This is a genomic window from Janthinobacterium sp. C22, assembly GCF_057919405.1.
Genome location: NZ_CP193659.1, coordinates 1,798,640 through 1,821,554, shown reverse-complemented (window position 1 = coordinate 1,821,554; position 22,915 = coordinate 1,798,640). Strand labels below are relative to the sequence as shown.

23 protein-coding genes, 1 tRNA gene and 1 pseudogene are annotated in these 22,915 nt (G+C 57.2%); 15 read left to right on the top strand and 10 right to left on the bottom strand.

The genetic code is table 11. From position 1 onward, the window contains the following. Nucleotides 1–11: 11 nt before the first annotated feature. The 8 genes and pseudogenes from ACRHIG_RS08405 (at nt 12) to ACRHIG_RS08370 (ending at nt 7,914) form a co-directional block, all read left to right on the top strand. On the top strand, nt 12–866 hold the full coding sequence (locus ACRHIG_RS08405; protein WP_489629910.1) for a dTDP-4-dehydrorhamnose reductase family protein: 855 nt from the start codon (nt 12–14) through the stop codon (nt 864–866). Between the two features lie 13 nt (nt 867–879). Further along, nucleotides 880–1,660, top strand: a pseudogene (locus ACRHIG_RS08400) (polysaccharide biosynthesis protein); the annotation flags it as partial. 21 nt (nt 1,661–1,681) lie between these two features. Beyond that, nucleotides 1,682–1,888 (top strand): hypothetical protein, encoded by a 207-nt coding sequence (locus ACRHIG_RS08395; protein ID WP_489630771.1) that lies wholly within the window; start codon nt 1,682–1,684, stop codon nt 1,886–1,888. Continuing rightward, nucleotides 1,881–3,005 (top strand): non-hydrolyzing UDP-N-acetylglucosamine 2-epimerase, encoded by a 1,125-nt coding sequence (gene wecB, locus ACRHIG_RS08390; RefSeq protein ID WP_489629909.1) that lies wholly within the window; start codon nt 1,881–1,883, stop codon nt 3,003–3,005. Before ACRHIG_RS08395 ends, wecB begins: the two co-directional genes overlap by 8 nt. Before the next feature lie 52 nt (nt 3,006–3,057). Continuing rightward, nucleotides 3,058–3,993, top strand: a complete 936-nt coding sequence (locus ACRHIG_RS08385; protein ID WP_489629908.1) for a UDP-glucose 4-epimerase family protein — start codon at nt 3,058–3,060, stop codon at nt 3,991–3,993. Between the two features lie 11 nt (nt 3,994–4,004). Continuing rightward, entirely contained in the window at nt 4,005–4,565 is a 561-nt protein-coding gene (locus ACRHIG_RS08380; protein ID WP_489629907.1) for a sugar transferase, read from the top strand. A 93-nt stretch (nt 4,566–4,658) separates the two neighbouring features. Further along, on the top strand, nt 4,659–6,614 hold the full coding sequence (locus tag ACRHIG_RS08375; RefSeq protein WP_489629906.1) for a polysaccharide biosynthesis protein: 1,956 nt from the start codon (nt 4,659–4,661) through the stop codon (nt 6,612–6,614). 148 nt (nt 6,615–6,762) lie between these two features. Further along, nucleotides 6,763–7,914: a lipopolysaccharide biosynthesis protein gene (locus ACRHIG_RS08370; protein WP_489629905.1), complete on the top strand. Its 1,152-nt coding sequence runs from the start codon at nt 6,763–6,765 to the stop codon at nt 7,912–7,914. A 374-nt stretch (nt 7,915–8,288) separates the two neighbouring features. On the opposite strand, the gene ACRHIG_RS08365 is transcribed toward ACRHIG_RS08370, so the two are convergent. Further along, entirely contained in the window at nt 8,289–9,833 is a 1,545-nt protein-coding gene (locus tag ACRHIG_RS08365) for a DEAD/DEAH box helicase (protein WP_489629904.1), read from the bottom strand. A gap of 361 nt (nt 9,834–10,194) precedes the next feature. On the opposite strand from ACRHIG_RS08365, the gene ACRHIG_RS08360 reads away from it, so the two are divergent. Continuing rightward, a complete protein-coding gene (locus tag ACRHIG_RS08360; protein ID WP_475416878.1) occupies nt 10,195–10,413 on the top strand; it encodes an oxidoreductase-like domain-containing protein in 219 nt (72 codons plus the stop codon). Here the strand turns inward: ACRHIG_RS08360 and ACRHIG_RS08355 are convergent. After that, nucleotides 10,410–12,098 (bottom strand): methyl-accepting chemotaxis protein, encoded by a 1,689-nt coding sequence (locus tag ACRHIG_RS08355; RefSeq protein ID WP_489629903.1) that lies wholly within the window; start codon nt 12,096–12,098, stop codon nt 10,410–10,412. The genes ACRHIG_RS08360 and ACRHIG_RS08355 overlap by 4 nt on opposite strands. Nucleotides 12,099–12,642: 544 nt before the next feature. Between ACRHIG_RS08355 and ACRHIG_RS08350 the strand changes: the two genes are divergently transcribed. Together ACRHIG_RS08350 and ACRHIG_RS08345 are read left to right on the top strand one after the other, a co-directional pair. Then, entirely contained in the window at nt 12,643–13,362 is a 720-nt protein-coding gene (locus ACRHIG_RS08350) for a Crp/Fnr family transcriptional regulator (RefSeq protein ID WP_035828139.1), read from the top strand. A gap of 71 nt (nt 13,363–13,433) precedes the next feature. Next, nucleotides 13,434–14,039, top strand: coding sequence for a glutathione S-transferase (locus tag ACRHIG_RS08345; RefSeq protein WP_489629902.1), 606 nt, complete (start codon nt 13,434–13,436; stop codon nt 14,037–14,039). 8 nt (nt 14,040–14,047) lie between these two features. On the opposite strand, the gene ACRHIG_RS08340 is transcribed toward ACRHIG_RS08345, so the two are convergent. Further along, on the bottom strand, nt 14,048–14,455 hold the full coding sequence (locus tag ACRHIG_RS08340) for a GFA family protein (protein ID WP_489629901.1): 408 nt from the start codon (nt 14,453–14,455) through the stop codon (nt 14,048–14,050). A 121-nt stretch (nt 14,456–14,576) separates the two neighbouring features. Between ACRHIG_RS08340 and ACRHIG_RS08335 the strand changes: the two genes are divergently transcribed. The 3 genes from ACRHIG_RS08335 (at nt 14,577) to ACRHIG_RS08325 (ending at nt 15,960) form a co-directional block, all read left to right on the top strand. Continuing rightward, a complete protein-coding gene (locus tag ACRHIG_RS08335) occupies nt 14,577–15,068 on the top strand; it encodes a DUF4265 domain-containing protein (RefSeq protein WP_489629900.1) in 492 nt (163 codons plus the stop codon). Between the two features lie 125 nt (nt 15,069–15,193). Continuing rightward, the gene (locus ACRHIG_RS08330; RefSeq protein ID WP_489629899.1) at nt 15,194–15,562 is read left to right on the top strand and encodes a BPSL0067 family protein; all 369 of its coding nucleotides are present in this window, start codon (nt 15,194–15,196) and stop codon (nt 15,560–15,562) included. Beyond that, nucleotides 15,559–15,960, top strand: a complete 402-nt coding sequence (locus ACRHIG_RS08325) for an STY0301 family protein (protein ID WP_489629898.1) — start codon at nt 15,559–15,561, stop codon at nt 15,958–15,960. Before ACRHIG_RS08330 ends, ACRHIG_RS08325 begins: the two co-directional genes overlap by 4 nt. A gap of 120 nt (nt 15,961–16,080) precedes the next feature. Here ACRHIG_RS08325 and ACRHIG_RS08320 read toward each other — a convergent pair whose 3' ends face one another. Beyond that, nucleotides 16,081–16,806 (bottom strand): pyridoxine 5'-phosphate synthase, encoded by a 726-nt coding sequence (locus tag ACRHIG_RS08320; protein WP_489629897.1) that lies wholly within the window; start codon nt 16,804–16,806, stop codon nt 16,081–16,083. 128 nt (nt 16,807–16,934) lie between these two features. Between ACRHIG_RS08320 and ACRHIG_RS08315 the strand changes: the two genes are divergently transcribed. Continuing rightward, nucleotides 16,935–17,648 carry a YjjG family noncanonical pyrimidine nucleotidase gene (locus tag ACRHIG_RS08315; RefSeq protein ID WP_489629896.1) on the top strand — a complete coding sequence of 238 codons (714 nt, stop codon included), beginning with the start codon at nt 16,935–16,937 and terminating at the stop codon, nt 17,646–17,648. Nucleotides 17,649–17,756: 108 nt separating this feature from the next. Here ACRHIG_RS08315 and ACRHIG_RS08310 read toward each other — a convergent pair whose 3' ends face one another. From ACRHIG_RS08310 to rpoD, 6 genes are all read right to left on the bottom strand, one after another. Then, nucleotides 17,757–18,092 (bottom strand): FKBP-type peptidyl-prolyl cis-trans isomerase, encoded by a 336-nt coding sequence (locus tag ACRHIG_RS08310; protein ID WP_489629895.1) that lies wholly within the window; start codon nt 18,090–18,092, stop codon nt 17,757–17,759. A 198-nt stretch (nt 18,093–18,290) separates the two neighbouring features. Next, on the bottom strand, nt 18,291–18,509 hold the full coding sequence (locus ACRHIG_RS08305; RefSeq protein WP_489629894.1) for a hypothetical protein: 219 nt from the start codon (nt 18,507–18,509) through the stop codon (nt 18,291–18,293). A 17-nt stretch (nt 18,510–18,526) separates the two neighbouring features. Beyond that, the gene (locus ACRHIG_RS08300; protein ID WP_489629893.1) at nt 18,527–19,510 is read right to left on the bottom strand and encodes an AAA family ATPase; all 984 of its coding nucleotides are present in this window, start codon (nt 19,508–19,510) and stop codon (nt 18,527–18,529) included. A gap of 59 nt (nt 19,511–19,569) precedes the next feature. Next, on the bottom strand, nt 19,570–19,767 hold the full coding sequence (locus tag ACRHIG_RS08295) for a hypothetical protein (protein ID WP_489629892.1): 198 nt from the start codon (nt 19,765–19,767) through the stop codon (nt 19,570–19,572). A gap of 510 nt (nt 19,768–20,277) precedes the next feature. Then, nucleotides 20,278–20,356: transfer RNA gene (locus ACRHIG_RS08290), tRNA-Ile, on the bottom strand. Nucleotides 20,357–20,464: 108 nt separating this feature from the next. Continuing rightward, a complete protein-coding gene (gene rpoD, locus ACRHIG_RS08285; protein ID WP_076567827.1) occupies nt 20,465–22,708 on the bottom strand; it encodes an RNA polymerase sigma factor RpoD in 2,244 nt (747 codons plus the stop codon). Between the last annotated feature and the right edge of the window lie 207 nt (nt 22,709–22,915).

Here is a 22,915-nt window from a genome sequence, read left to right as displayed (position 1 = left end):
AAGGATAGTTTATGAAAATTTTAGTTTTGGGTGTGTCCGGCATGCTGGGCAATGCCGTCTTTCGGTATTGCTCCGAAGATAGCCAACACGATGTTGTTGGCTCGGCCCGCAGTGATGGCGTACGCCGCAACTTTTCCACCGAACTGGCACAACGTATCGTCGTCGGTACGGATGTCGACAATCAAGATTCCCTGGCGCTGCTGTTCGCCCGGGTCAAGCCGGATGTCGTCATTAACTGTGTCGGCCTGATCAAGCAACTGGCCGATGCCAACGATCCCCTGCAAGCCATTCCCATCAATTCCCTGTTGCCGCACCGCCTGGCTCGCCTGTGCGATATCGCCGGCGCGCGCCTGATACATGTCAGTACCGACTGCGTCTTCTCTGGCAGCAAGGGCAATTACCTGGAATCGGATGCTTCGGACGCCAAGGACCTGTACGGACGCTCGAAATTCCTGGGGGAAGTCGACTATCCGCACTGCATCACGCTGCGCACCTCGATCATCGGCCACGAGCTGAACAGCGCAAAGAGCCTGGTCGGCTGGTTCCTCGGACAGCAAGGCACTGTCAAGGGCTATACGAAAGCGGTTTTCTCGGGCTTGCCAACGGTCGAACTGGCGCACGTGATACGCGATGTCGTCTTGCCGCAACCCGCATTGCACGGTCTGTACCATGTGGCCGCCAAGCCGATCAACAAATTTGATCTGCTCACCCTGGTTGCGCAAGCCTATGGAAAGCAGATCGACATTGTTGCCGATGAGCAATTAACAATCGACAGATCGCTGAATGCGGAACGCTTCCGCGCCGCCACTGGCTACGTGGCACCGGCATGGCCGGAACTCATCCAGAAAATGGCTAATTTTAAGTAATAAGGAGCAATAAATGTTTAAAGATAAAGTACTGATGATTACGGGTGGTACGGGCTCCTTCGGCAATGCCGTATTGAAGCGCTTCCTCTCCACCGACGTGGCGGAAATCCGGATTTTCAGCCGGGATGAAAAAACAGGAAGACATGCGCATTGCGCTGAACAATCCGAAACTGAAGTTTTATATCGGCGATATCCGTAATTACGACAGCATCAATGAAGCAATGAAAGGCGTGAACTATGTTTTCCACGCTGCTGCGCTGAAACAGGTGCCGTCATGCGAGTTTTATCCCATGGAAGCGGTACGCACGAATGTGCTGGGTACCGAAAACGTCCTGAACGCCGCAGTCGCCAACAATGTCCAGCGCCTGGTTGTGTTGAGCACGGACAAGGCCGTCTATCCAATCAATGCCATGGGCATTTCCAAGGCCATGATGGAAAAACTCATGGTCGCCAAATCACGCATGCGCACGGCAGGCGAAACGGTCATCTGCGCAACCCGCTATGGCAATGTCATGGCTTCGCGCGGTTCCGTGATTCCGCTGTTTATTCAACAACTGAAGGATGGCAAATCAATTACCATTACCGATCCCAACATGACACGTTTCCTGATGTCGCTGGATGATTCGGTCGACCTCGTTCTACATGCCTTCGAACACGGCAAGCAAGGCGATATCTTCATTCAAAAAGCGCCTGCATCGACGGTCGGCGATCTTGCCGCCGCCTTGAAAGAACTGTTCGTCAAGGACAATGAAGTACGCGTGATCGGTACCCGCCATGGTGAAAAACTGTACGAATCGCTGGTCTCGCGCGAGGAAATGGCCAAGGCAGAAGATATGGGCCGCTACTACCGCGTTCCTGCCGACAATCGCGACCTGAACTATGACAAGTACTTTGTCGAGGGCGAGACCAAGATTTCTGAAATCGATGACTACACCTCGCACAATACGGAGCGCCTGACGGTGGATCAAGTCAAGGATATCCTGTTGAAACTGGAATTCGTAAAAGAGCAACTCGATGCGTAAAATCATGACCATCGTCGGTACACGCCCGGAACTCATCAAGATGAGCCGGGTGATTGCCGAACTGGAAAAGCACAGCCAGCATATTCTGGTGCATACCGGCCAGAATTACGACTATGAATTGAACCAGGTCTTCTTCGACGATCTGGAAATTCGTAAGCCGGACTATTTCCTCGATGCCGCCGGCACCAACGCGATCGACACGATCGCCCAGGTGCTGGTCAAGGCAGATGCCGTATTCGAAAAGGAAAAACCGGATGCGCTGCTACTGTATGGCGACACCAATTCCTGTCTCGCCATCATTGCGGCCAAACGCCGCAAGATTCCAGTTTTCCATATGGAAGCGGGCAACCGCTGCTTTGACCAGCGTGTACCGGAAGAGCTGAACCGCAAGGTAGTCGACCATTTGGCCGACATCAATATGGTACTGACGGAACATGCGCGACGCTATCTGCTAGCCGAAGGCGTGCGGCCTGAAACCATCATCAAGACTGGTTCCCATATGCGCGAAGTACTCGATTTTTACATGCCGAAAATCGAACGCTCGGACGTCCTGGCGCGCCAACAGCTGACCAAGAACAAGTTTTTCCTGGTCAGTGCGCATCGCGAGGAAAATGTCGACTCGCCGGACGCGCTGCGCGACTTGCTGCGCACACTGGAAGCCCTGGCAGCAAAGTATGACTTCCCTGTGCTCGTTTCGACGCATCCGCGCACCATGAAGCGCCTGCAGGAGATCGGCATTGATCATCTCGACAAGCGCATTGTCTTTTCCAAGCCGTTTGGCTTTGTCGACTACATCAAATTGCAAATGGCAGCGTTCTGCGTGCTGTCGGACAGTGGCACGATTACCGAAGAAACCTCGCTATTGAATTTATCGGCCATCACCATCCGCAATACGCACGAACGGCCAGAAGGAATGGATGCCGGTACGTTGATCATGTGCGGCTTGAAGACGGAACGCGTACTCGAAGCAGTCGATATTATTACGTCGCAATATAGCGAAAAGACCGCATCGGTACTGGCTGTGGCGGATTATGAAAATCCGTTTGTTTCAAAACAGGTTAGCCGGATAGTCAGCAGCTATATTGATTACATCAATACCACTGTCTGGTCAAAATAGTTCCACAAAGCACATTGTTGGCCTACGTAATAGGAAAAGCAGTTCAGAAAAGATGACGAAGATTCTAGTAACAGGAGCCAACGGTTTTGTCGGCAGTGGATTGTGCGCCGCCTTGGCAGAACGCGGTATAAACTATGTTGCGGCAGTGCGCAATAGCAATGGCCCCGGCCAGATTGCCGTGGGTTCGCTGTCGGCAAACACGGACTGGACACAGGCCCTCTCCGGCTGCGACACCGTGATCCATGCGGCGGCGCGCGTGCATGTCATGCAAGACACGTCCGACGATCCGCTGGCAGAGTTTCGTTTGGTAAATGTGGAGGCGACGCTCAATCTGGCCAGGCAAGCGGCGGATGCAGGTGTTCGGCGTTTCGTTTTTGTCAGCAGCATCAAGGTCAACGGCGAAGAAACCACCGATACCCCGTTCCGCGCATCGGATACGCCAGCGCCACGCGATCCTTACGGGCAGTCCAAGCTGGAAGCAGAGAATGTCCTGTTCGCACTGTCCCGGGAAACCGGTCTGGAGGTAACGGTGGTACGTCCGCCATTGGTGTATGGCCCTGGGGTACGCGCCAACTTCCACAGCCTGATGAAACTGGTGGCCAAAGGCGTACCGATGCCATTGGGATCCATTCACAACCGCCGCAGCATGGTGGCGCTGGATAACCTGGTGGACTTGCTCATCACCTGCACTACGCATCCGGCCGCAGCAGGGCGAGTATTCCTGGTATCCGACAACCGCGACGTAGGCATCACTGAACTGCTGCGCATGCTCGCGACTGCCATGGGGCGGCGCAACGTGCTGCTGCCCGTGCCCGCCGGGTGGATCGCCTTCGCAGCCCGGCTGATCGGCAAGTCTGCCGCGGCGGACAGACTGCTGGGTTCCTTGCAAGTGGATATCACATCCACGTGTCAAACGCTGTCCTGGCAACCTGTAATCAGCATGGAAAAGGCACTTGCCAAAACCGTCGCTCCATTTCGTCACACATGAATCGGTTCTGAATGAAAAAAATATTTGACTTCCTGCTGGCCTGCGTCGCGCTATGCATATTGCTATTGCCAATCACGATCGTCGCCATTCTGGTGAAACTTACTTCCACCGGTCCTGTGGTGTACTGGTCCGATCGGGTAGGCCGCAACAACCGCATCTTCCGCATGCCGAAATTCCGCACCATGCGCGTCGGCACGCCAGCCGTCGCCACGCATTTATTGCCAGATCCAAAAAGTGTCCTGACACCGATCGGTTCATTCCTGCGCAAATCAAGTCTGGATGAGTTACCCCAGCTATGGAGCATTCTTTGCGGCGACATGAGTTTTGTCGGTCCACGCCCCGCCCTGTTCAATCAGCAGGACCTGATTGCCTTGCGCACTCAATATGGAGTTGAAAAAATTTCGCCCGGATTGACAGGCTGGGCGCAGATAAATGGCCGTGATGAATTACCTATTCCAGATAAAGTAAAGCTTGACGTGGAATATCTGCAGAAACGGTCATTTATACTTGACCTGAAAATTATATTTTTGACCTTCATCAAAGTAATACGCAAGGATAATGTAACACATTGATTCAGGGAGTCTTGCCTCGGCCATGCCAGAGTAATATACCGTGACCTTATTGCGTGTAGCGTTCGCAAGATTACCCATAATAAGAAAACAAAAATGAAATCTTTCCTTGATCTTTCGCGTTTCCATAAACAAATCATCGCCGCGACGACGGATTTGTTCATGTTGCCCCTACTTTTTGCTGTCGCCATATTGCTGCGTTACGACGTCGTCGATATTGTGATCCTGAAACAATACTCTTGGCTCATCCTGCTGGTACCGGTAATTTCGCTGCCCGTGTTTGTGCGCCTGGGCCTGTATCGGGCGGTCATCCGTTTCATCGACCAGAAAATTGTCTATGTAGTAATACTGGGCGTGACCATTTCGGTAGCCATTCTGGTGGCCATCGCCGCGTTTGCCATTCACATGAGCGGCCTGTCACGCGGCGTGTTCGGTATCTATTGGGTCAGCGCCATCATGTACATGGTCGCAAGCCGCTTTGTCGCGCGCGGCTTCCTGCTGCACGCCAACGGGGAACGGGCGCCGGTACGGGTTGCCATCTATGGCGCCGGCAAGGCAGGCACACAACTGGCCAGCGCCCTGCGCGCCGGCCACGACTATCTGCCAGTGGCATTCATCGACGATAAAAAAGAGTTGAAAGGCGCCACCATTGCAGGCATTAAGGTCTACCCTTCAGCAGAACTGGGGGAACTGATTGCCAAGAGCAGTATCATGGAAGTGCTGCTGGCCATGCCATCGCTGTCCAAGAGCCAGCAGAAACACATCTTGGACAAGCTGGAAGTCCACAAGGTCAAGATCAAGGTAACGCCGCCAGTTGGCAGCCTGGTGTCGGGAGAGTTGCGGGTTCAGGATGTGCGCGACATTGAAATTGAAGACTTGCTGGGACGCGACCAGGTCGCCCCCAACCGCGAACTGCTGGCGAAATGCATCACCGGCAAGGCAGTGATGGTGACTGGTGCAGGTGGCTCCATCGGTTCCGAGCTATGCCGCCAGATCATCGGCCAACGCCCTAGCCGGCTCATCCTGCTCGACATGTCGGAATTCGCCCTGTATACGATCAAGCAGGAATTGAAGAGCACGATAAGCGCGCAAAACCTGCAAATCGAACTGCTGCCATTCCTCGGTTCCGTGCTCGATACAGAGAAGTGCACCAGGATCATGCACACCTTTGCCATCGATACGCTGTACCATGCGGCGGCCTACAAACACGTTCCTCTCGTCGAGCACAACCCGGTCGAGGGTGTCAGCAACAACGTCTTCGGCACGCTCAGTATCGCAAAGGCAGCCATGGCCGCTGGCGTGGGCTGTTTTGTGCTCATTTCCACCGACAAGGCGGTTCGGCCCACGAACGTCATGGGAGCAACCAAGCGCCTGGCTGAGCTGATCCTGCAAGGTTTTGCGCGCGAACAAGACCATACGCGGTTTTGCATGGTGCGCTTCGGCAATGTCCTGGGATCCTCTGGCTCGGTCGTGCCCTTGTTCCGCAAGCAGATCATGCTGGGCGGCCCGATTACCCTGACCCATCCGGAAATCACCCGCTACTTCATGACAATCCCCGAAGCGGCACAGCTGGTCTTGCAGACAGGCGCAATGGGCGAAGGTGGCGACGTCTTTGTCCTGGATATGGGCGAGCCGGTGAAGATCCTGGATCTGGCCAAGCGCATGGTCCACCTGAGCGGCCTGGCGGTGCGCAGTCCAGCCTCGCCCGAAGGTATCGAGATCGAACACGTGGGCTTGCGGCCCGGAGAAAAATTATATGAGGAGTTGCTGATCGGCGAAAAAGTCGAAGGCACGGAGCATCCTCTCATCATGCGCGCCGAGGAGTCGCTGATCCCATGGTCGGAACTGGAACCACTGTTATCCGAGCTGCAAAAAGCATGTGTGGAATTCAAATATGATGAAGTCCGCAGGCTGCTGTTGCGTACGGTGAACGAATATAGCCCCCAGTGCGGCATTGAAGACCTCATCTGGCTGGAACATGAAAAACATGCTTCGCATGCGCACAACAAGGCGATACGTGCTGGCTCCCCTGCCGGAGACTATCTGCAGTAAGATCCTGCCGGCGTACGGCAGGAAAACATGTTTCACACCAGCTACAACGATTCATACTCACATTTATGGAAGAACAGGCCAAATTCAATATGCAACAAATCAAAGATAATGAAGATGTCGCTTCCTTGACGGAACTGCTTGGAACGGCATGGCAGGCACGCTGGCGCATCATTTTGGCAACATCATTGATCGTCATCGTCAGCGTCTCGTATGCCCTTTATATGGCCCAGTACAAGAGCGAAGGTTTTTTCCAGTTTGGCGGCGCAATTCCCCTGCCAGCCGAGAAAAACTGGATGCCAAGGAAAAAGATCCCGCCAGCGGTATCGCCCTGGCAGACTACAAGCGTTACGCGGCAGCCTTTGGCACTGCCGAGCGCTATGCTGACTTCATCAAATACAACCAACTGAATGACGCGCCGGGCGCGGACCAGTTGCGCAAAATTTTTATCGTGCGCGATGGCATCGACAAGGTTGTCGAGCCGGTTTACCCGTTTTCCAAGCTTGACGCCAAGGAACTTGAACAGCCGCGCGATGGCAGCAATACCAATGTGATTGGCCTGCGCCTCAGTTTTGAGGCCGATAGCCCGCAAAAGGCCCAGCGCACGGTAGGCTTACTGGGCCGCTTCGTCATGGACAGCATCATATACCTGAGCTATGAGGATTCACTGCGTGTCAAGACAGCCGAGATGAATGCCAAGATTACCAAACTCGACAATCACATCATCGATAGCAATCAATCGCTGGAAGAGTATCAACGCAAGGGAGAAAGCCTGAAACAGATCGTCTCCCGCTATCCCGAGTCGGCACAAAATGCGCGTCAGCTGGTTACCGTTACGGAAGACAACGCCCGCTACTTGTCGCCCATTACGCAGTTGACGACCAGCGAAGTGCGGATCGTCGACCTCAAGGAAATCATCACCAAGGCCAAACGCGACCGCCAGCAGGCCGTACTGCTGCGCGACTACTACGACAAGGCGAGGGCGTTCATGAACCAGACACGCTCCGGTGAAGTCATCCTGCGCGGCCTGGAAGCGGTCAAGGAAGCAGCGTTCAAGAACAAGGATCTGAACGACGACACGATCAAGGAAGTCTACAACACCATCTCGATAGAAAACCAGAGCGCGCTAAGCCTGTATCTGGAAAAGAGCCGCTTCATTGCCGGCCCAAGCTTGCCTGAGCGGCGTTCGTCGCGCCTGTCGTCCGTCATCCTGACGAGCGGCCTGCTTGGATTGCTGTTTTCCGTCATTCTGGTATTCGGTAGCAAATGGTGGCGCGAGAACCGCCAGAAACTGAATTCCTGACCACATCGTTGCCTGACCGCTTCATCCCTTCCGGGAACGACGCCCGATGCACTGCATCGGGCGTTTTGCATACAAGGCCGCTCACTTGCGTTGCCACCTGTCGAAAAACGCTGCTCGGCGCTGTACTGCGTACGCATTTGCACCTGCTTGTACCGCCTCTCGCCTTTTTCCACCTGCTCGACCACGCTCAGTTTACAAGCCAGGCTGCAATCACGCTGACTGCGTCGAAACCCTTGTTCCATCTGACACTCCTGCGCTGCATCGCAAAAGTGTCAACTTATTCCAGGACGGGTCAATCGCAAAAAAAGCCTGAAACTGAGTTTCAGGCTTTTTTTACATCAAGCAACGAGAAAATAAATATTGGTCTCTGCCTTTTACGGCTTCAACAACCCACCCAGCAACGCCGCCACCTTCTGCTTCGGCTTGACCGCGGCCGGCGCCATGCTGGCGGCAACGGGAGCCGCCGCCTTGGCAGGCTCATATGGCTTCAGGAACCAGGGATCGGCCTTTTCGCGGCGGGCGCCGGGACCGAAGGCGGGACGGGCACCACGCTCGGCGGAGCGGCTGTCGCGGCTGTCGCTGGCATGGCGGCTCTCGGGGGTGCGCGCGGGACGTGCCTCGCCACCTTCGCTGCGGCGCGGCGGACGGCGCTCGCTGTCGCTGCTGCGGGCGGGCGCCGGGTTAAAGCCCGTCAATTCGCCGCGCTTGATGCTTTGCTTGATGAGTTTCTCGATATCGGCCAGCAAGCGCTCGTCTTTATCCGAATAGATCGAAATGGCGTCGCCCGAGGCGCCGGCGCGGCCCGTGCGGCCGATGCGGTGCACATAGTCTTCCGCGTTGTACGGCAAGTCGAAGTTGATGACGCAAGGCAAGTCGGAAATGTCCAGGCCGCGCGCCGCCACGTCGGTGGCCACCAGCACGTCGATCTCGCCCTTCTTGAACGCTTCCAGCGCCGCCATGCGTTCCTGCTGGCTCTTGTCGCCGTGAATCGCCGTGGCGCTCATGCCTTCCTGCTCCAGCACGCGGGCCAGGCGCGAAGCGCCGATCTTGGTGTTCGAAAACACGATGACCTGTTTCAGGTCGCGCTGGCGCAGCAGATGGGCGACCAGGGCATGCTTCTGGTCTTCCGTCACCTTGTAGACCACTTGCGTGACCTTGTCGGCCGTCTGGTTGCTGCGCGCCACTTCGATCGTCAGCGGATCGTTGAGGAAGGTGGCGGCCAGCTTCTTGATTTCCGGCGAGAACGTGGCCGAGAACATCAGGTTCTGGCGCTGTTTCGGCAGCAAGTTGATGATGCGTTGCAAGTCGGGCAGGAAACCCATGTCCAGCATGCGGTCGGCTTCATCCATGACCAGCATCTGCACCTGGCTCAGGCTGATGTTCTTTTGCTCGATATGGTCGAGCAGGCGGCCCGGCGTGGCGATGACGATTTCCACGCCGCCGCGCAGGATGACGGTTTGCGGCTTCATGTCCATGCCGCCGAAGACGACGGTCGAACGCAGCGGCGTGTGTTTGGCGTAGGCCTTGACGTTTTCGGCCACCTGCACCGCCAGTTCGCGGGTCGGCGTGAGGATCAGCGCGCGCACGGGGTGGCGTGCCGGCGACATGCTGCTGCTGGCATGCGCCATCAGCAACTGGATGATCGGCAAGGAAAAACCAGCCGTCTTGCCGGTGCCCGTTTGCGCGGCCCCCATCACATCGCGGCCTTGCAGCACCACGGGGATCGCTTGTTCCTGGATCGGTGTCGGATGGGTGTAGCCCTGGTCGGTCAAGGCGCGCTGGATTTCAGGCGCGAGGCCGAAGTCGGCAAAGGTCAGGCTGGGAGCGGCGGATGCGGCAGGTGCAGGTGCAGCGGCGGCGGGCGCCGCGTCAGGGGCAATCGCCGGGCTGGGCGTAGGAGTCGATTCGGTTTCAGACATAAATTTTCTGGTGTGCCTCCGCACTGCGGAAGCCATGCTTTCTCAATAAACAACATTTCGGGGCACAGGCAGCTCCGTCTTGCAAGCCATGGATCATTGTTCTTGCGGCACCTCCGTGCTCCGGGACATGCTGTATGGCGTATGCGGGAGCGTCGAAGAGATGTGCTGCGATGGCGGCGGAGATCGCGCCGGCGGAACATCGCGCGCAGAAGATACAATATCAGTGCTGTAAACGATACCCTAATTCACCGCAACTGTACACGGAAACCGTGATTTTTGAGCAAAAAGCGTTCCAGCAACGACGCGCCGGGATGCCGTATCATGCCAGCTCCGATGCCAGCTCCGCCGCCCTGCCCTCACCATGCCCACCCCGCCTTTACCCCACGATCCGCAACCGCAGCCTCCCAGCAAACCGGGCAATGACGAGTGCTGCCACAGCGGTTGCACTTTTTGCGTACTGGAAATGTACCAGGAAGACCTGGCCGCCTACGAAGCAGCCCTGAGGGCCTGGCAACAGCGCCAGCAAGCCGCCGCCGCGCCCGCCACCCAGGGCGTCAGGAAGCCGCGCAAGCGCCCTTAGAAACTTTCCCACTCATCCACTGGCGCCGCGCGGCGCGCCGTGCTGGCCAGTTGACGCGGCGCAGGTGCCGGCGCCGCCGCTGCAGGCGCCTTGACAGCCTTGACAGGCGCGCGTGGCCGGCTTGCGGCGGCGCTGGCCACGTCGAGCTTGAAGACGCTGACCACGTCGCTCAGGCTGGCAGCCTGCTCCTGCATCGATTCGGCCGCTGCCGCCGCCTCTTCCACCAGGGCCGCATTTTGCTGCGTCACCTGGTCCATCTGGGCGATGGCCTGATTAACCTGCTCGATACCGGCGCTCTGCTCGCTGCTGGCGGCCGTGATCTCGCTCATGATGTCCGTTACGCGGGTGATGCTGGCAACGATGTCATCCATCGTGCGGCCCGCCTGGTCCACCAGTTTCGATCCCGCTTCGACTTTCTCGACCGAATCGCCGATCAGGACCTTGATATCCTTGGCCGCCGCGGCCGAGCGTTGCGCCAGGTTGCGCACTTCCGTGGCGACGACGGCAAAGCCGCGTCCCTGCTCGCCCGCGCGCGCCGCCTCGACGGCCGCATTCAGGGCCAGGATATTGGTCTGGAAAGCAATGCCGTCGATGACGGCGATGATGTCGACGATCTTGCGCGACGACGCGTTGATCGACGCCATCGTGCCCACCACTTCGCTGACGACCTTGCCGCCCTCGATGGCGATGCTCGACGAGGTCAGCGCCATGGTGTTGGCTTGGCGCGCATTGTCCGCATTCTGCTTCACGGTCGAGGTCAGCTCTTCCATCGACGACGCCGTTTCTTCCAGCGAGCTGGCCTGTTCTTCCGTGCGCGACGACAAATCCTGGTTGCCGGCGGCAATCTGGCTCGACGCCGTGGCAATGGTATCGGTGCCGCCGCGCACCTGGCCCACCAGGTTTTGCAGGCTGGCATTCATGTCTTTCAGGGCTTGCATCAATTGCCCCGTTTCGTCTTGCGATCGCACAACAATATGCGCCGTCAAGTCGCCGGCCGCCACCTGGCGCGCCACGCCGACGGCTTCGATCAGCGGGCGCGCCACGCTGCGCGCCACCCACAGCGCCAGCAGCATGCCGATGACGATGATGCCCACCACCAAGCCGATCAGGCTGGCGCGCGAGGCCGCATAGGTTGCGTCGGCGCTGGCGCTCGAGCGCACGCCGCCGTCCGTGTTAATCGACACCAGTTTATCGAGAGCCGCCATCATGTCCGTCATGACCTTGGCCGACGGTCCCACGGCCAGCGCGCGCGCCTCTTCCTTCTTCATCTCGCGCGACAGGCTCAGCATGGTTGCGTGCAGGCGCATGAACTCATCGTTGAGCGCCAGGAAGCGCTCGAACATGTCCTTCTCGCCCGGTTCGGAAATCAGGCTGCGGTACTTGTCGGCATCGGCCTTCAATCTGGCCTGCGTTTCCGTCATGCGCGTTTCGTTCTGCGCCATGTCGGCATCCTGCGCGGCCAGCATGTGCGCCAGTTCCCAGCGGCGGAAATCGCTGACATCGCTGCGCATGGACATGGCCGCCAGCACGCTGGGCATCCAGTTGTCGGACAGGTCCGTCGACGCGCTATTGATGCGCGCCATGGAAAAGATCGCCGACACGCCCAGCGCTGCCGTCAGCAGCAGCACGGCGCCAAACGACAAGATCAGCTTGGTGGCAATTTTCAGATCAAAAAACCATTTCATGCGTTGCGTTCCTTCATTAAACGGGTAAACGGGACTAGGCAGGCGCGCGCCAACTACATGCACGGCGCGGGCAGTGAGGGCAGGTGGAAGCGGAAGCGCTCAGTGATGACGAGCAAGGGCTCCTATCGAACCATGAGTCAAATTTCCACAAGGCAACATTTTATCACCGTCGTACTGCAGCGCAGAATGGTTTGACCGCGGCAGGTGGCCAAAGTTCGCGGGTAGCGGGCAGCGTGGCGTATTTCTGCCCCAACACCGTTGTGTGCAAAGGAAAAAATGCAGAAACCAGCGTAGGAGTCGGATGACACGAGGCAATGTTCCTAGCCTACATAAGCACGTCGGCTCATCCGATGCCCGCCGGCGCCCCCTGCTTCTATAGTGGATACAAGATTCAGCACAACGCTAGCAAGCCAGAAAAGCAGCGCCATCCAACAAAATCAGAAGACGAGGCCCTACCATGTACAAAGCTTATAGCAACCTGACCCCAGCCACGAATAGCCACGCCGCTGTCCAGCACAACTGGCAAGCCGCACCGGCCACGCCCATGATCAGCATCACGGGCGCGCAACAGAACGAATTGCTGCGCGCATTGTCGCGCGCCGATCTGGAGCGCCTGTTTTGCCAACTGGAACTGGTCGCTTTGCCTGCCGGCAAGCACCTGTTCGATTGCGGCGGCAAGATTGAATACACGTACTTCCCCACCAACGCCATCGTTTCCCTGCTGTATGTGATGGAAGACGGCGCCACCACCGAGATCGCCGTCATCGGCCGCGAAGGCGTGGCCGGCGTGGTGCTGTACGAAGCCGAGCGCGCCACCTGCACCGCCATCGTGCAGACGGCCGGCTATGGCTACCGCCTGAAAACCGCCTTCCTGCGCGAAGTGTTCAATGAAGGCGGCGCGCTGGCGCAATTGCTGATGCGCTACACCAGCGCCATGTTTGCGCAAATGGCACAGAACGTGGTGGGCGGCCGTCATTGCAGCATCGAACAAAAACTGTGCCGCTGGCTGCTGGACCGCCTCGACCGTTCCCTGTCGAACGAACTGAAGGTCACGCAAGACACCATGGCCAACATGCTGGGCGTGCGCCGCGAAAGCGTCACCGTCACGGCCCGCAAGCTGCAGGACGAAGGCTTGATCCAGTACCGCCGCGGCACGGTCGAAGTGCTCGACCGCGAAGGCCTGGAAGCGGCCGCCGGCAATTGCTACAAGGCAGCGCGCGCCGGTTTCGAACAATTCCGCAGCGGCATCAGCGCACACAATTAAGCACCACGCTGGCAAACGGGCAGGCAAGCGGATATCGTAGGCATTCCCGCTAACTTCCCCGGAGACTGGCCATGAAACTGATCGGCATGCTCGACTCGCCCTATGTGCGCAGGGTCGCCATCTGTTTGCACTTGCAGGGAATTGCTTACGAGCACTTGCCTCTGTCCGTGTTCCGCAACATGGATGCCGTGCGCGAGATCAACCCCGTCATCAAGGTGCCGACCCTGGTCCTGGACGACGGGCAAGTGCTGATGGACTCCACCTTGATCCTGCACTATCTATCGCTGCTGCGCCCGGACACGTCCGCCCCTCCCCTCGCCGACAGCGTGCGGGCGCTGCGCCTGACGGGCCTGGCCTTGGCCGCCTATGAAAAAGCCGTGCAGATCGTTTACGAACGCAAGCTGCGTCCGCTCGACAAGCAACACGCGCCGTGGCTGGAACGGGTCAGCATGCAACTGCATGCCGCCTGGAATGCGCTGGAACAGGAATGCGCGCACCTGCCCCTGCCTGGCGAGACGGGCAGTATCGACCAGGCGGGCGTGACCATCGCCGTCGGCTGGAGCTTCGCCCAGCTGGAAACGTCCGATATCGTCAAGCCGGCCGACTACCCGGCCGTGCACGCCTTTACACGCTCGGCGGAAACCCTGCCCGCCTTCCTGGCCACGCCGCCAGTCTGACGCGCCGCCTAATTGCCTGGAATGGGCGCGACAGCGGCCAGGTCAACGTGCCACCAGCCTGGCCTGACGTCGTCAAACGCGTGGTATGCGGGCGCAAAGGCCGCCTGGCTGGGATCATCAAAACTGCCCACCAGCAAAGCCACCGTGGGCGCGTCGTCAATGGCGCCGACGGAACTGCCGCAAGCGGCGCAAAAGGCCCGGCTGGAATACTCGGAAGAGCGGTAGGTGGCCGGCGCACCGGCCGAGCCCGTCCAGCGCACTTGATCGCGCGCAAACTCCACCCACGCCACCGTCGGCGCCCCCGTGTGCTGCTGGCAATTGCGGCAGGAACAGCTGTGCGGATTGCTGCCCTCGCCTGTCACTTCGAAGCGCACCGCGCCACATAAGCAGCCGCCTGCCTGCACCGCATTCTCCATCGTATCTCCCCGTATGCACCGTTGCGTACCTGGCCAGCCGGCACGTACCCGGTACAATATTGCCATAAACCCCAACCCAGGACAGCCCGCAACGCATCGCGCCGGCACTATGAAAGAATGAATGGAAGACATCAATTGCGAAGGCTTGCCGCACATCCGCGTACTGGCAGGTGAAAACACCAGCGGCCCCGTGTATGAAACCCTGCCGGCGCGCCAGATTGACGAACACGTCTATGAACTGCTGGCCTCGCCCGGCCTGACCCTGAACCTGGCGCGCGGCGACATCGTCAGCATCGCCGACCCGCTCGCCCCCGCCGAAGTATTAAAGCGCGGCGGCAACTTCTGCATCCAGATCTACGCCGACGACGTGCCGCAAGCAGCAGTGGACCAGCTCGAACGCGACGTGCAAGGCCAGCTGGGCGGCACCATGGATGGCCAGTACAAGGGCAACCTCACCTTCAGCGTGCCGGGACACCACGGCATCTACAACGTCAACGGCCCCTTCGACGCCTTCCGCACGGCGACGGGCGTGGAATGGTATTTCGCCAACATCTACGTCAACCTTGATGACGACGATGATGAAACCTTGCTTAACTGGTGGGTGGATATGTAAGGTTGTCCGTACACCAGGCGGGGCCATGACACATGTCAATGTTCTGTATTGCTCTGGCACACATCAAGCTGCTTGCCCGCGCCTTGCATACGCTCCCTCTATCATCAACCACAGAGAGCAACGATATGCCCTACATTGCGCGTGCCGATTATGCAAAGCAAAAAGAGTTCGTGGGAAATGGCGAGTGCGTTACCCTGGTCAGGCACCTCACCGGCGCCCGTGCCTCATCGCTTTGGCGCGAAGGAAATAAAGTACCGGATCTGCTGGAACAAGGCGGTATCGCGAAAGGTACAGTGATTGCCACCTTCGTCAACGGCCGCTATCAGGATCTGCGGCAGGGCAATCATGCGGCGCTGTTCATCCGCCGGGTGCCTGGCGGCATAGCAATTTTCGACCAGTGGCGTAACCACAAGCCCAGCGCCCGCGTGATCTACTTCGGCCGTTCGGCGGCCGGGGCATCGAATCGTCCCGAACTCTATTCGGTAGTGGAATGAAGCCGCTCGCACTGGCGACATTGGTCATCGCTGCCGCGGCGATGCGGCCAGCTGCCGCGGCCCCCATTGCGTCCGTGTCTTGCCCGCAAGCGCCTCCCTCAAGCTGGAACCTGCCGGCCAGCAAACTCGATGGCGTACGCGTGCTGTCCTATCCGGCGGATCAGCCGCCAGCAGCTGGCGAAGCGTTGCCTATCCTGGCCCCGGACAAGGAATGGACACGCAACGGCACCTTGCATCAACGCTGGGACATCAATTTTGATGCACCCGAGTATCTGTTTCAGGTGGACTGCCTGTATGCCGGTACCGAACGCTACCTGCGCATGGCTTTGCCAGGCGTCAAACAGTGCGTTGCAGCCATTACACAGCAAACGAAAATAGTCAGTTTTCAGTGCAAATAGTGCGCTCAATACCACTCCTCAAGCCACTCCCCGCAGTTGCGTCAAACATGCAAAAATCCATTCAGAAATGACTGGTAAGCAAGGTCAGCAAGCGGCAAGCGCGTTCGATGTGCGGCAGCCCTACGATTGACATATCTCAAGGTAGCGGCCCAACACCGTGTCCATGCCCAGTTCCAGGCACTCGACCACCAGTGCGTGGCCGATCGACACTTCCAGGATGCCGGAAATGTCCAGGAAGCGCGCCAGGTTGTGCAAATCGAGGTCGTGCCCCGCATTCACGCCCAGGCCCAGCGCCTGCGCCCGCCGCGCCGCCTGCCGATACGTGTCAAACACGGCATCGGCCTGCGCGCCGCCATAACTCTCGGCAAACCGTTCCGTGTACAGCTCGACCCGCGCCGCGCCCACCTCGCGCGCCCATTCCAGCGCCGGGTAGTCGGCATCGACGAACAGGCTGACGCGGATGCCCAGGTCGTTCAATTGTGCAATGGCAGGGCGCAACAGCGCCGCGTGCTGTTCAATATCCCAACCGTGATCGGACGTCAGCTGGCCCGGCATATCGGGCACCAAGGTGCATTGCGCCGGGCGCGCGCTTTTCACCACCTCCAGAAAATCCGCCGCCGGATAGCCCTCCACATTCAGCTCGCGTCCCCGCTCCGCGCACAGGCGCTGCAACGGAGCAACATCATCGTAGCGCGCATGGCGCTGGTCCGGACGCGGGTGCAAGGTAATGCCGGCGGCGCCCAGGTCGAGAAAGCGCGTGGAAAACGCGAGCAGGTCCGGGAAATTGCGGCCGCGCGAATTGCGCAGCAGGGCGATTTTATTGACGTTGACGGAGAGCTGGGTCATGGCAGGAATGAAGTGAAAGTGACGGGTCCGGCAGCGATTGTAGCGGATCGCCCGCGCAGGGCATGGCCAACCGAACTCAGCGCTACGTGCTACGATGCAAGACAAGTTCCACGCTTTCAATACATACCATGACCTACCAGCTATTCCTGTTTGACCTCGACGATACCCTGCTCGATTTCCGGGCGTCCGAAAAACGCTCGTTCCTGCACACCATGCACGAACTGGGCTTGCGCGACGGCATCAACGGGCTGTTTTCCCAGTACCAGGCGATCAACGTCGATCTGTGGAAACGTTTCGAAACGGGTGAGGTGAGCAAGGATTTTCTGAAGGTGGAGCGCTTCCGCAAGACGTTTGCGCTGAACGGCATCGCCATCGACCCGGAACTGGCCAGCCGCCTATATTTGGAATCGCTGCCGGACACGGTCGTGCTCATCGATGGCGCCAAGCAAGTGTGCGAAACGCTGTCGCGCATCGGCGAAGTGGGCATCATCACCAACGGCGTCGAATCCATCCAGAACCGCCGCATCGCCGCCTCCGGCCTGGGCGACTATATTTCCTTCGTCGCCACCTCGGAAGCGTGCGGCCACGCCAAGCCGGACGTGCGCTTCTTCGACTACGCGGCCAACATGGCCCGTACATTCAGCAAGGAAACAAGCATCATCATCGGCGACCGCCTGGACGCCGACATCCTGGGCGCCAACCGCTACGGCATCGCCAGCTGCTGGTTCAACCCCGACAACATGGCCAACCACTCGGCCGCCATCCCCACCTATGAAGTGGCCAGCCTGCACGACATCGTGCCGCTGCTGGACATGATGCAGGTCAACTTGAAACAGGCTTGATCTTCCACAAGCGCACCACCTGAATATGCCGGCAGCGGCACGAAAACACGCCGCTGTTCGCGTAGAGTGACGGCAAGCGCCCTGCCCGCCTGATTGCGCGTCAAGCGATCAATCGCGCGTCAGTACTTCCAGCAATTCGATCTCGAAGATCAAATTGGAGTTCGGCGGTATCAGGCCCACCTGCCGCTCGCCATACGCCAGCGCCGCCGGCACCCACAGCTTGCGCGTGCCACCCACCTGCATGCCGTGCAAACCCAGAATCCAGCCCTGGATCACTTTGTTACTGCTCAAGACACAGCGGAAAGACTCGCCCCGCTTGTGCGACGAGTCAAACTCCGTCCCATCTTCCAGCCAGCCCCGGTAATGCGCCGTCACCAGTGCCCCGCGCGCCGCCGCCTTGCCGTCGCCCACCACGATATCGTCAATCTTCACTTCAGCCGTCATCTCGTTTCATCCTTCATCAATCACCAAGCCGCGATTGTACGGCAGCACGAAAAAAGCCCCGGCAGTGGCCCGCCGGGGCTTGTTCTAATATTGCTCAATTCTGGTGGGGCTTCCGTGAGTCAATACGGCACCAACGGGTTATGAGACACATGCTCTACCCCTTAATAAAACCACAACCAGCATCAAATTCACAAAAACTTAAGTCAACTCCAGCCTCTTTTCAACAAATTCAATTATTTCCTTCCAAAAATCAGGATTTTCTTCATTGAATAGGTCAATCATTCCTGCCTTAATATAAACCGCCGAGACAAAGTCTAGCTTATTGCTTAATTCAGTAAATACAATATGGCAATCACACGCTGAATTTCTAACACTCTCAATAGCTGATAATATTCTATTCTCATCAAATTTAGACAAGAAGCAACGCTGTCTTATCAATGAAATTTTTCTTTTCTTTTTGAGAATATATAATCAAAAACGATTGCTTCTGGATACCCTGATCCAATGAAAAATGCATGATCAGGCAACTGGTCGCCGTCATCAGGATCATATATATCCCCATCCACCAGTGCAACTGAGGGGATCTTCAACATAGGATTTTCGTTGTGAAATTGGCTAACTTTTACCAAATTAGGATAGCCACCAGCGGCAAATACAACGGTAGACTCTGATAAGCCTTTTCCATATCTACCAAGAGCATTTTCCACCCACTCTTTAACAAAACCATCCTCAACATAAATAACACGGCTATTATGAACTTCTCCAGTAATAGCCCGCAAGCTTTCTATACTTAACTTTCCGTTCCAAGTACGCTTGTTAATTGCAGCCCATACGGCCTCAGGTGGAAGCTCGTTGACAGCTTCCTGAGAGTGCGTTGTAAATATCACCTGGAGTTTCTTTCTTTTAGCAGCATCCTGCAAATATTGCACAAAAAGTCTGACCGCCACAGGATGAAGTCCATTCTCAACCTCTTCGATCAAAATTAAGGCATTATTTGGCGCCGATTCGATTCGATCAATTGTTTCAATGACGGACCCCTCACCAGCACCAAAATGAAATTGAGAATAACCAATTTTATCTGATGTACTACCAGTATACATTCTAATTGCCGGATTCTCTCTATTGCTAACAATTCTATAATTTTCAATATTTTTATCAAGAACAGCGGTTGCATACTTAATAGTATTCGCGCCAAGCTCTTTTATTTCAAATTCAGCGACCTTCCCAGCTAGAAATCTTTTAAATTTCGTCATTTCGCCAGCTGGAACTGTTCGCTGAATTTCAATATATTCTACATGCCTACTAGGGAACTCATCCCGACGCCACTTTGACTGGGTGAACTTGGCGGTTTTCGTTACAGTTTTATCTTTAGATAGATCCTTATCAACCAGTTCCAGCTCAATACTCCATTCGGCCATACTTTCATCACCGACAAAAGCCTTCGGGAAAAATTGACCAGGCTTAATTCCCTTATATGCTAAAGCTGCCGATCCAAGAATGGTTGACTTCCCCCACCATTTGTTCCAACTAACGCAGTTACAGGAGTTTTAAAATCAACAAATTCATCAGCAAAACCTCGTACATTTTTCAAACGAACTTTCTTGATAAACTGATTATATTTATTACTTCTAACTCGCTCTATTTCTTGCTGAACATCATTTGGTGAAAGTTTCACTGTCAACCCCTATGAAATTTTTAAGTATTAAAAAGTCAACTACCCTCAAACTATAGCATATGGTGCCACACGGAGATTTTCTTTAATTAGGGAGCGTGGTAGGGTCACGGGGTGGCAGGGGTCCGGGGTGGCAGGGGTCAGGTCCGCCATTCAGACGCAAGCCCAACCATAGCCGCATTGAACAACGATAATGACCTGTAGCGTACTTAATTGCAAATATAAGGTCGAACGGCAGGAAAAGGGGGGCAGGGTCAGGTCCGCCATTCAGACACAAGCCCAACCATAGCCGCATTAAACAATAATAATGACCTGTAGCGTACTTAATTGCAAATACAAAGTCGAACGGCAGGCAAAGTGGACAGCCCCCCTATGCACTCCGTACCGATATAAGATGAAATTAGTGACGAAGCCAGAACCAGCCCATCCAAACGACCAAACCTTGCGATGATTATCTCGCGCATAAAAAAATCCCCGGCAGTCACCCGCCGGGGATTTTTTGCTGCTAAATTCTGGTGGGCCTCCCGTGAGTCGAACACGGCACCAACGGATTATGAGTCCGCTGCTCTAACCAAGCATGAGCTAGAGGCCCGGGGACTGCGGCGTGGCGGCGCTGTTGATGCCCGCCTCGCGCGGCCGTTTTGGAAACGGACACGCGAGGATAGGGGTATCAGGGGCGTACGTCAAGCCCTATTGGCTTCTAGTTGCCTTCCAAGAAGCTTTTCAGCTTGTCGGAGCGCGATGGGTGGCGCAGCTTGCGCAGCGCCTTGGCTTCGATCTGGCGGATGCGCTCGCGCGTCACGTCAAATTGCTTGCCCACTTCTTCCAGCGTGTGGTCGGTGGACATCTCGATGCCAAAGCGCATGCGCAGCACTTTCGCTTCGCGTGGCGTCAGGGAATCGAGCACGTCCTTGACCACGCCCCGCATGGACGCGTGCAGCGCTGCGTCGGCCGGGGCCAGGGTGTTGTTGTCCTCGATGAAGTCGCCCAGGTGCGAATCGTCGTCGTCGCCGATCGGCGTTTCCATCGAGATCGGTTCCTTGGCGATTTTCATGATCTTGCGGATCTTGTCCTCGGGCATCTCCATCTTGATCGCCAGGGTGGCCGGATCGGGCTCCGCGCCTGTTTCCTGCAGGATCTGGCGGGAAATCCGGTTCATCTTGTTGATCGTCTCGATCATGTGCACGGGAATGCGGATCGTGCGCGCCTGGTCGGCGATCGAGCGGGTAATCGCCTGACGGATCCACCAGGTCGCATACGTCGAGAACTTGTAGCCGCGGCGGTACTCGAACTTGTCGACGGCCTTCATCAGGCCGATATTGCCTTCCTGGATCAGGTCGAGGAATTGCAGGCCCCGGTTCGTGTATTTCTTGGCGATCGAAATAACCAGGCGCAAGTTGGCCTCCGTCATTTCGCGCTTCGCCTTGCGCGCCTTCATTTCACCGGCCGCCATCTGACGGTTGATATTGCGCAAGTCCGGCAGCGGCAGCACGACGCGCGCCTGCAGGTCGATCAGGCGCTGCTGCAGCTCCTTGACGGTCGGAATGTTGCGGCCCAGGATGGCGCTGTACGCATGTCCTGCGTTGACTTCGCCATCGACCCAGTCCAGGTTGGTTTCATTGCCCGGGAAGACCTTGATGAAGTGGGCGCGCGGCATGCCGCAGCGGTTCACGGCCACGTCGAGGATCTGTTTCTCGATATGGCGCACTTCGTCCACCTGGCCGCGCAGGGTGTCGCACAGCTTTTCCACGACCTTGGCCGTGAAGCGGATGCCCAGCAACTCTTGCGAAATGGCTTCCTGCGCCTTGGCGTACGGTTTCGAGTTGTAGCCTTCCTTCTCGAAGGCGCGGCGCATCTTGTCGAATTGCTGCGAAATGACGGCGAATTTTTCCAATGCCGTGCGTTTCAGCGTTTCCAGCTGTTCGGCGGAGAAGCCGGCGGCGCCCGAAGCGCTCGCTTCTTCCTCTTCTTCCTCTTCCTCTTCTTCCGCTTCGCCTTCTTCCTCGTCTTCTTCGACGGGAGCGGCCACGACAGGAGCGGCGGCGACCGGTTCGTTTTCATCGACGAGGCCGTCGACGATTTCATCGATCTTGATCTCTTCGTTGGCGATGCGGTCGGCGGCGGCGATGATTTCGGCGATCGTCACGGGACAGGCGGAAATGGCCTGGATCATGTCTTTCAAGCCATCTTCGATGCGCTTGGCAATCTCGATCTCGCCTTCGCGCGTCAGCAGCTCGACCGAGCCCATTTCGCGCATGTACATGCGCACGGGGTCGGTAGTGCGGCCGAAATCGGAGTCGACGGTCGACAAGGCGGCCTCGGCCGCCGCTTCCGCCTCGTCATCGCTGGTGACGACGGCAACGTTATCGGACAGCAACAACGTTTCCGCATCGGGCGCGTGCTCGTAGACGGCGATGCCCATGTCATTGAAGGTACCGATGATGCCTTCGATGGCTTCCGGATCGACGATGTTTTCGGGCAAGTGATCGTTGATTTCCGCATACGTCAGGAAACCGCGTTCCTTGCCGAACTTGATCAGGGTCTTGAGTTTCTGGCGCCGGCGCTCGAGTTCTTCCTCGCTCGCTTCCGTGTCGGACGAGAAGGCGTCCTTCAGCAGCGCGCGCTCTTTCGCCTTGCGGTCCTTGGCCTTGGCCTTGTCGACGGCTTTCAGTTCGGCCCGCTCGACGGCGTTCAGGGCGGCGACTTCATCATTTTCTGGCTGGAATTCTTTTGGCTTGCGGCCGCGGCGGCCTGGCACTTTTACCGACGGCAAGACATAACCGGACGTATCGATGGCCGCTAGGGTGGCGGCGTCGGTGGTCTGGCTGACCACAGGCGGCGCGCTGGTCACGCGCGCTTCTGGCCGATCGAGCGCCTTTTCGGCTTTCGTGGTAACTTTAGTGGGCTTTGCAGCCGCTTTGGATTCGGGTTTCTTGATTGGCACAGGCGCTTTCGATTACACAACGACTTGCTTTACGGTGGATTAGGATAAAGTTTGCTGCCAGCTCCCTGTCTACCTGCGGGAACCACCATCTTCGAACCTGCCGACTACGCAAATTCGACACTGTTACGTTACTTACACCTCATCGGCCACGATCCGCGGGAAGCGCAGCAATTCCTGTCCACCGGCTGTTGCCAGCCGTCTCGGCAA

Bases quoted from the DNA above. Each gene is read 5' to 3' on its own strand.
- ACRHIG_RS08320 (WP_489629897.1), bottom strand. From the start codon at position 16,806: ATGACCCAGCTCTCCGTCAACGTCAATAAAATCGCCCTGCTGCGCAAT.
- ACRHIG_RS08375 (WP_489629906.1), top strand. From the start codon at position 4,659: ATGAAATCTTTCCTTGATCTTTCGCGTTTCCATAAACAAATCATCGCC.
- ACRHIG_RS08335 (WP_489629900.1), top strand. From the start codon at position 14,577: ATGGAAGACATCAATTGCGAAGGCTTGCCGCACATCCGCGTACTGGCA.
- ACRHIG_RS08325 (WP_489629898.1), top strand. From the start codon at position 15,559: ATGAAGCCGCTCGCACTGGCGACATTGGTCATCGCTGCCGCGGCGATG.
- wecB (WP_489629909.1), top strand. From the start codon at position 1,881: ATGCGTAAAATCATGACCATCGTCGGTACACGCCCGGAACTCATCAAG.
- ACRHIG_RS08395 (WP_489630771.1), top strand. From the start codon at position 1,682: ATGGCCAAGGCAGAAGATATGGGCCGCTACTACCGCGTTCCTGCCGAC.
- ACRHIG_RS08340 (WP_489629901.1), bottom strand. From the start codon at position 14,455: ATGGAGAATGCGGTGCAGGCAGGCGGCTGCTTATGTGGCGCGGTGCGC.
- ACRHIG_RS08350 (WP_035828139.1), top strand. From the start codon at position 12,643: ATGATCAGCATCACGGGCGCGCAACAGAACGAATTGCTGCGCGCATTG.
- ACRHIG_RS08365 (WP_489629904.1), bottom strand. From the start codon at position 9,833: ATGTCTGAAACCGAATCGACTCCTACGCCCAGCCCGGCGATTGCCCCT.
- ACRHIG_RS08345 (WP_489629902.1), top strand. From the start codon at position 13,434: ATGAAACTGATCGGCATGCTCGACTCGCCCTATGTGCGCAGGGTCGCC.
- ACRHIG_RS08370 (WP_489629905.1), top strand. From the start codon at position 6,763: ATGGCAGGCACGCTGGCGCATCATTTTGGCAACATCATTGATCGTCAT.
- ACRHIG_RS08385 (WP_489629908.1), top strand. From the start codon at position 3,058: ATGACGAAGATTCTAGTAACAGGAGCCAACGGTTTTGTCGGCAGTGGA.
- ACRHIG_RS08360 (WP_475416878.1), top strand. From the start codon at position 10,195: ATGCCCACCCCGCCTTTACCCCACGATCCGCAACCGCAGCCTCCCAGC.
- ACRHIG_RS08380 (WP_489629907.1), top strand. From the start codon at position 4,005: ATGAAAAAAATATTTGACTTCCTGCTGGCCTGCGTCGCGCTATGCATA.
- ACRHIG_RS08355 (WP_489629903.1), bottom strand. From the start codon at position 12,098: ATGAAATGGTTTTTTGATCTGAAAATTGCCACCAAGCTGATCTTGTCG.
- ACRHIG_RS08310 (WP_489629895.1), bottom strand. From the start codon at position 18,092: ATGACGGCTGAAGTGAAGATTGACGATATCGTGGTGGGCGACGGCAAG.
- ACRHIG_RS08405 (WP_489629910.1), top strand. From the start codon at position 12: ATGAAAATTTTAGTTTTGGGTGTGTCCGGCATGCTGGGCAATGCCGTC.
- ACRHIG_RS08330 (WP_489629899.1), top strand. From the start codon at position 15,194: ATGCCCTACATTGCGCGTGCCGATTATGCAAAGCAAAAAGAGTTCGTG.
- ACRHIG_RS08300 (WP_489629893.1), bottom strand. From the start codon at position 19,510: ATGGCCGAATGGAGTATTGAGCTGGAACTGGTTGATAAGGATCTATCT.
- ACRHIG_RS08315 (WP_489629896.1), top strand. From the start codon at position 16,935: ATGACCTACCAGCTATTCCTGTTTGACCTCGACGATACCCTGCTCGAT.